The sequence below is a fragment of the Agrobacterium sp. MCAB5 genome (assembly GCF_052114365.1).
Classification (GTDB): domain Bacteria; phylum Pseudomonadota; class Alphaproteobacteria; order Rhizobiales; family Rhizobiaceae; genus Agrobacterium; species Agrobacterium tumefaciens.
Genome location: NZ_JBFREP010000355.1, coordinates 1 through 374, shown reverse-complemented (window position 1 = coordinate 374; position 374 = coordinate 1). Strand labels below are relative to the sequence as shown.

1 protein-coding gene is annotated in these 374 nt (G+C 54.3%); it reads right to left on the bottom strand.

All coding sequences use genetic code 11. The annotated features are described in order from the left end of the window. Positions 1 to 374, bottom strand: a 374-nt coding sequence (locus AB4Z23_RS29005; protein WP_441361375.1) for a hypothetical protein, incomplete at both ends; no start/stop codon positions are given.

The window sequence follows — 374 nt, the reverse complement described above, 5'->3', positions numbered from 1 at the left end:
GAACGAGGACATACGCGATGACTTCGCCAACTTCGCTGGAACGCGAAGGATTCTTTGTGGAGTATTCCATGAAGGCTGATCTCACCACGCGCCAGACTTCCAAAGATACCGAGGGATCTGCGTCCATCGATTCCTTGAGTTTCTTCTGTCTACGGCGTGGCAAAGCGTAGAAGAAGCACTGCCTCCAGAGATAGGCGGCCAAGTCGGCGATCCGAGGAACGTCTTCTTTGAAACGAGGATACAGTAAAGCCGTCGGCGGCAAGGCATCTGGATCGAACACGTGTGCCGCCGCACATCGAACGTAGTCGTCCGCCTTCGAAGGATTGAGCAACGTTTCTATCGCTGCGGCCAGATCGGTGTTGATTGCACTCACT